At 69.5% G+C, this 6,509-nt stretch carries 5 protein-coding genes; 4 read left to right on the top strand and 1 reads right to left on the bottom strand.

Annotated features, from left to right (window positions below):
* From AC1DU6_RS02170 to AC1DU6_RS02155, 4 genes are all read left to right on the top strand, one after another.
* A partial coding sequence (locus tag AC1DU6_RS02170) for an efflux RND transporter periplasmic adaptor subunit (RefSeq protein ID WP_477855970.1) occupies positions 1-734 on the top strand: 734 nt, incomplete at its 5' end.
* A gap of 10 nt (positions 735-744) precedes the next feature.
* Positions 745-3,879 carry an efflux RND transporter permease subunit gene (locus AC1DU6_RS02165; protein WP_457320730.1) on the top strand — a complete coding sequence of 1,045 codons (3,135 nt, stop codon included), beginning with the start codon at positions 745-747 and terminating at the stop codon, positions 3,877-3,879.
* Between the two features lie 50 nt (positions 3,880-3,929).
* A complete protein-coding gene (locus tag AC1DU6_RS02160; RefSeq protein ID WP_457320728.1) occupies positions 3,930-4,430 on the top strand; it encodes a hypothetical protein in 501 nt (166 codons plus the stop codon).
* 14 nt (positions 4,431-4,444) lie between these two features.
* On the top strand, positions 4,445-5,497 hold the full coding sequence (locus AC1DU6_RS02155; RefSeq protein ID WP_457320726.1) for a DMT family transporter: 1,053 nt from the start codon (positions 4,445-4,447) through the stop codon (positions 5,495-5,497).
* 2 nt (positions 5,498-5,499) lie between these two features.
* Here AC1DU6_RS02155 and AC1DU6_RS02150 read toward each other — a convergent pair whose 3' ends face one another.
* Positions 5,500-6,498: a Cj0069 family protein gene (locus AC1DU6_RS02150; protein ID WP_457320724.1), complete on the bottom strand. Its 999-nt coding sequence runs from the start codon at positions 6,496-6,498 to the stop codon at positions 5,500-5,502.
* Positions 6,499-6,509: the final 11 nt, after the last annotated feature.

Raw genomic sequence — 6,509 nt, 5'->3', positions numbered from 1 at the left:
ACGCCGAGCCTTTCGCTCAGGCCAACCAGGAGGCCCAGCGTGCCGAGTTGCGCGCCGGCCGCCAGCTCGCCGAGCAGCGTCTGAAGAGGCTTGAAGGACTGGAGGGCACGGTGCCGCGCAAGGAGATCGAGGCCGCGCGCCTGGAGGCCAAGTCCCTGGCCGCGCGCGAGCGCAGCATCGCCGCCAGCCTGGATCAGCGCGAGCCGCTGCGCGCGCCGGTGTCGGGCGTCATCGCCCGCACCGAGCTGATGGCCGGCCAGGTCATCGACGCGCGTGACGTGCTCGTCGACATCGTTGACCCGGCGCGGCTGATGGTCGAAGCGCAGACGGCTGACGTGACTTTGGGCCAGCGCATTGCCAACGCCGAGCTGGCGGACGTCAGCGGCGTGAAGCTGCAGCTCGCCGGCGTGCCCCGTGCACTGCGCGACGGCAGCTTGCCGCTGAGCTTTCGCGCACAGGCCGACAAGGCCATGCCATTGGCCGTGGGCCAGACGGTCACGGTCATCGTCGCGCTGAAGGACAAGGCCAAGGGCATCGTGCTGCCGGCCGAGGCCGTCGTGCGCAGCCCCGTCAACGAGGCCGTCGTGTGGATCAAGACCGGCGGCGAGCGCTACATGCCGCAGCCGGTGCAGGCTAGGCCGCTGGACGCGAAGACCGTGCTCGTGACGCGCGGCCTGGCGGCGGACAACCGCGTCGTCGTCGTTGGCGCGGCGCTCATCGCGCAGATCCGCTGAAGGGACGGCCATGTTCAACTGGATTGTCCACACCAGCCTGCGCAACCGGCTCTTCGTTCTGGCCATTGCTGCACTGCTGATGGCCTATGGCGGCCTCACCGCCTGGCGCACGCCGGTCGATGTCTTCCCCGACCTGAACAAGCCCCAGGTCACCGTGCTGACCGAGGCCGGCGGCATGGCGCCCGAGGAGGTCGAGCAGCTCGTCAGCTTCCCCATCGAGACGGCGCTGAACGGCATGCCGGGCATCACGCGGGTGCGCTCCACCTCGGGTGTCAGCCTTTCCATCGTCTACGCCGAGTTCGACTGGGGCACCGACGTCTACCGCAACCGCCAACAGGTGTCCGAGCGGCTGGCGCAACTGCGCGGCCGGCTGCCGGGCGACATCGCGCCGGTCATGGGCCCCGTCTCGTCCATCATGGGCGAGGTCATGCTGATCGCGTTGCCGCTGGGCGCCGGACAGGCGACGCCGATGCAGGCACGCGAGTACGCGGACTTCGTGTTGCGGCCTCGGCTGCTCGCCATCCATGGCGTGGCCCAGGTCATCCCCATCGGCGGCGAGGTGCGCACGCTGCGCGTGGAGCCCGACACGGTGCGCATGGCCCAGCTCGGCGTGTCGCTGACGCAGGTGGAGCAGGCGCTGCGCGGCTTTGCGAGCAACGCGGGCGGTGGCTTCATCGATCTGAACAGCCGCGAATACCTGATCCGCCACCTTGGCCGCACGCACCGCATCGAGGACCTGCAGGGCATCGCCGTCGCCTGGAAGGACGGCCGCGCCATCCTGCTGGAGCAGGTAGCCAACGCGCGCTTCGCCGCCGGCTTCAAGCGCGGCGACGCCGGCTACAAGGGCGCACCGGCCGTCATCGTCAGCGTGCAGAAGCAGCCGGACGCCGACACGGTGCAGCTGACCAAGCAGATCGAGACGGCCCTGGGCGAGCTCGAGCCCGGCCTGCCCAAGGGCCTGAGCGCGCCCCAGGTGCTGTTCCGCCAGGCCGACTTCATCGAGGCCTCGATCAGCAACGTCACCGGCGCGCTGCGCGACGGCGCCATCATGGTGGCCATCGTGCTGTTCGCCTTCCTGCTGTCGGTGCGCACGACGCTGATCTCGCTGATCGCGATCCCGCTGTCGCTGGCAGTGACGGCACTCGTGTTCCGCCTGCTCGACCAATCCATCAACGTGATGACGCTCGGCGGCTTGGCGATCGCCATCGGCGAGCTGGTGGATGACGCGGTGGTTGACGTCGAGAACATCCAGCGCCGCCTGCGCGAGAACCGGGCGCTGGCCCACCCGAAGCCGGTGCTGGAGGTCGTGCGGGCCGCGAGCGTCGAGGTGCGCACCGGCATCGTCTACGCGACGCTGATCGTCGTGCTCGTCTTCGTGCCGCTGTTCGCGCTGCCGGGCATCGAGGGGCGGCTGTTCACGCCGCTGGGCATTGCCTACATCGTGTCCATCCTCGCTTCGATGCTCGTGTCCATGACGGTCACGCCGGTGCTGAGCGCCTTCCTGCTGCCGCGCATGAAGCGGCTGGACCATGGCGACAGCCCGCTGGTCGCGCGGCTCAAACGCTGGGACGAACGGCTGCTGACCTGGTCCTTCCCGCGCGCGCAGCTGCTGATCGTCTCGGCGGTGATCGCCGTGGCTGCCGCCGCGGCCAGCGTGCCGTTCTTTCCGCGCGCCTTCCTGCCGGCCTTCAACGAGGGCTCCCTGGTGTTGTCGCTGATGTTCAACCCCGGCACGTCGCTGGCCGAGGCCAACCGCATGGGCGCGCTGGCCGAGAGGCTGATCGGCCAGGTGCCCGAGGTGACCCAGGTCGGCCGCCGCACCGGACGCGCCGAACTGGACGAGCATGCCGAGGGCGTGCACTCGTCGGAGATCGACGTGGACCTGCGGCGCGGCGGCAAGCCCGTCGACCGCGAGGCGGTGATGGCCAGCATCCGGGCCCAGCTCGCCTCGCTGCCCGCCCAGGTCGCCATCGGCCAACCTATCTCGCACCGGCTGGACCATCTGCTGTCGGGCGTACGGGCGCAGGTCGCCGTGAAGATCTATGGCGACGACACCGACACGCTGCGCGGCCTGGCCGAGCAGATGCGGGCGGGGCTGAGCAGCGTGCCGGGTCTGGTGGACCTCACCGTCGAAAAGCAGGTGCTGATCCCGCAAATCGCCGTGCGGCTGGACCAGCGCAAGGTCGCCCAGGCGGGGCTCTCACCCGGTGAGGCGGTGCGCGTGCTGCAGGCGCTGACCGATGGCGCGCATCCGAATCAGGGAGCGCAAATCGTCGACGGCCAGCGCCGCTATGACCTGGTGCTGCGCCTGCCCGACGACCAGCGCGGCCCGCAGGACTTGGCGCGCACGCTCATCGACACACCGGCCGGGCGGTTGCCGCTGTCCAGCATCGCCACCGTGGAAGAGTCCGACGGACCCAACCAGATCGGCCGCGAGAACGGCCGCCGGCGCATCGTCGTCTACGCCAATACGGACGGCCGCGACATGGGCCGCGTCATCGGCGACATTCGCCAGGTCATCGCCAAGACGGCGCTGCCCACCGGCGCCTTTGTCAGCCTGGAGGGCCAGTTCCAGGCCCAGGAGCAGGCCACGCGGCTCATCGTCGGCCTGTCGCTGGTGTCGCTGGCGATGATGTTCCTCGTGCTCTACACGCGCTACCGCTCGGCGGTGCTGGCCGGCATCATCATGGCCAACATCCCGCTGGCACTGGTCGGCGCCGTCATCGCGATGTGGCTGGCCGGCGTGACGCTGTCGGTGGCAACCATGGTGGGCTTCATCACGCTGGCCGGCATTGCCACGCGCAACGGCATCCTCAAGGTCAGCCACTACATCAACCTGTGCCGCTTCGAGGGCGAGCGCTTCGGCCGGCCCATGATCGTGCGCGGCTCGCTGGAGCGGCTGACGCCGGTGCTGATGACGGCCCTCGTCGCTGCTTTCGCGCTGACGCCGTTGCTGCTGGCGGGCGACGAGCCGGGCAAGGAGATCCTGCACCCGGTGGCCGTCGTCATCTTCGGTGGCCTGGTCAGCTCGACGCTGCTGGACACGGTGCTGACGCCGGTCATCTTCTGGCTGGTGGGTGAGCGCCCCTTGATACGGCTGTTGCGGGATGAAGAGCCCTCGGCGGGCGCGCAGGAGGCTTTCTAGACGTTGATCGAGGCCATGCGGCGCCGCACGCCATCAAGTAACGTGCCGTCATGACGAAACGACTGATTGCTCTGGGCGTCCTGCTCGCCACTGGCATGCCACTCTGGGCGGCCGATGCGGCCCGCGACAACGGGACGCTAGCAGCCAGGGCCGAGGCGGTGTTCGGCAAGCAGGCGGGCCAGAGCTTCGATGCGCCGGCGGTCAAACCGAGCGCCTTGGCGCCGCGCACGGAGAGCGTGACGGTGACGCTGGCCCCGGGCAAGGGCGCCGAGGTCCAGGCGGAGCTCGACGCCGGCCAGGGCATGGTCTTCCACTGGTCCGCCAGTGGTGACGTGGCCGTGGACCTGCATGGCGAGCGGGCCGGCTCGAAGGACGAGTACACCAGCTACGACATCGAAGCCGGCCAGCGCCAGGGCGCCGGCACCTTCGTGGCGCCGTTCGCAGGCACGCATGGCTGGTTCTGGAAGAACCGCAACCAGCAGCCGGTCACGGTGACCGTCACCATCACGGGCTTTCACAAGCGCCTGGTCCGGCACGGCGGTCAGCCCTGAGAGCGAAACCGGACATGCCCCTTCACCTGAACTTCCCTGCGCTGCGCGGTGGCCTGCTGGCCCTGCTGGCGGCCGCGCTGTTCGGCGTCAGCACGCCCCTCGTGCAGAAGCTCGGCCAAGGACTGGGGCCGTTCACGACCGCGGCGTTGCTGTATGCCGGCGCTGGTCTCGTCGGCGCACTGCTGCGCCAGAAGGCGGAGAAGGAGGCGCGCGTGCTCCGCTCGGACCTGCCACGCCTGCTGGCCGTCGCCCTCTTCGGCGCGGTGATCGGCCCGGTGGCGCTGGCGTGGGGATTGCAGCGCACCAGCGGCACCGGCGCGTCGCTGATGCTGACGCTGGAGGCTCTCTTCACGGCCGTGCTGGCCTGGCGCCTCTATGGCGAGACCATGGACCGGCGCGTCTGGGCGGCGATGCTGCTGCTGCTCGCAGGCGGTGTGCTGCTCATCCTTGACCAGGGCCTAGCGTCAAGTGGCCAATGGGTCGGGCTGCTTGCCGTGCTCGCGGCAACGGCCGCCTGGGGCACGGACAACACCTTGTCGCGCGCGCTGGCTGAACGCGATCCCGGCCAGGTCGTGCTCGCCAAGGCTGCGCTGGGCGCTGCGGCAACGGCGGTGCTGGCCTTCGTCGCGGGCGAGGCGATGCCCAGCCTTGGCGCAGCGGCAGGGTTGATGGGCATTGGTGCGACCGGCTATGGCCTGAGCCTGCGCTTCTACCTGCTGGCCCAGCGCGAGTTCGGCGCAGCCCGCACGGGCTCCGTCTTCGCGTTTGCACCCTTCATTGGCGCCGCGCTGGCCTTCGGATTGGGCGACCGTTCAGCCGGCTGGGGCATGGCGGCGGGGGGCCTGCTGATGCTGCTGGGTGTCGCGCTGCACCTGGCCGAGTCGCACGCGCATGAGCATGAGCACGAGGCGCTGCAGCACGAGCACGCACACCGGCACGATGACGGGCATCACGACCATCACCATGATCCGATGCCCGAAGGCGCGCACAGCCATCGGCACCAGCACCAGCCCGAGCGCCACAGCCATGCGCATGTGCCGGACGCCCATCACGGGCATGACCACTGAAGTCAACGCCCCAGACGCGCCTTGACCGCTTTCACGAGCGGCGCGACGGCCGAGGGTGGAAACGGCGACACGCTGCTGACGTTGATCTCGCAGAGCACGTAGCTGCCCGGTTGCTCACCGAACAGGAAATCGCAATCCCACAGCATGGGCAGCTGGTCCCGGTTCAGGCCGGCGCGCTCGCGCAGCAGGTCTATCCATCCGGACTCCAGATGCTGTCGCAGCGCCTGGAACTGCGGCTGGTCGGCCGGGTGATAGAGCCGCGGGCTGGTGGCAGGTGGCGGCCCACCGTCCTTCGCGGGATGGAGCGCATTGACAGCCTGGTGCCCGAAGCCCGCAACGCGGTCTTCGACGAGGTAGGCCCTCACCATGCCGTCGACGAGACGCGGCTGCCAGGCCTGGTCGATCATGTGGCCGCCGTTTTCCGGCTCGAAATAAGGCGCCAGCCGCTGTTGCAGTTCGTGCAGGCTGAGCAATTCCTCCTCGCTGCCCCGCTGCGCATGGCGCACCTTCAAAAGCGCGCAGCCGGTGGCCTCGACACGCCAGACACCGTTGCCACTTTGCCCACGGTGCTGCTTGAGCACACGCGCCCCGCCGATCAACCGACGCGGCAACTCGTCGGCCAGTTGCGCCAGGCTGTCGACGCGGACCGCATCGCTGCCGAAGGGCAGGTCGCGCACGTCGACAAGCACGTCCTTGGTGCCGAGCTTGAGCAGGGTGTCGGGATGCGTGCTGACGAAGACGCCGCCCGCGGCCAGCTCGCGCAGCATTGCATCGAGCCGGTCACGGCGGCAGCCCGCCTCGATGGGGTTGCACCAGACCAGCAGGCCATCCACTCGCTTCAGCTGGGTAGCGACTTCATCGGCGAAGTCGTCGTGATAGACGGCCGGCTCGGCCGCAATGCCGGCGGCGGCAAAGGCCTCGAACAGCGCGGCAAAGCGACTCTCGTCCGGGTCATTGCGGTCACGCGCTGCGCGGTCTCCTGGATAGAGCAACGCCAGCATGGGTGGATGGT

This window comes from Roseateles sp. P5_B10, assembly GCF_056400485.1.
This window is presented reverse-complemented; position numbering and strand designations above follow the sequence as displayed.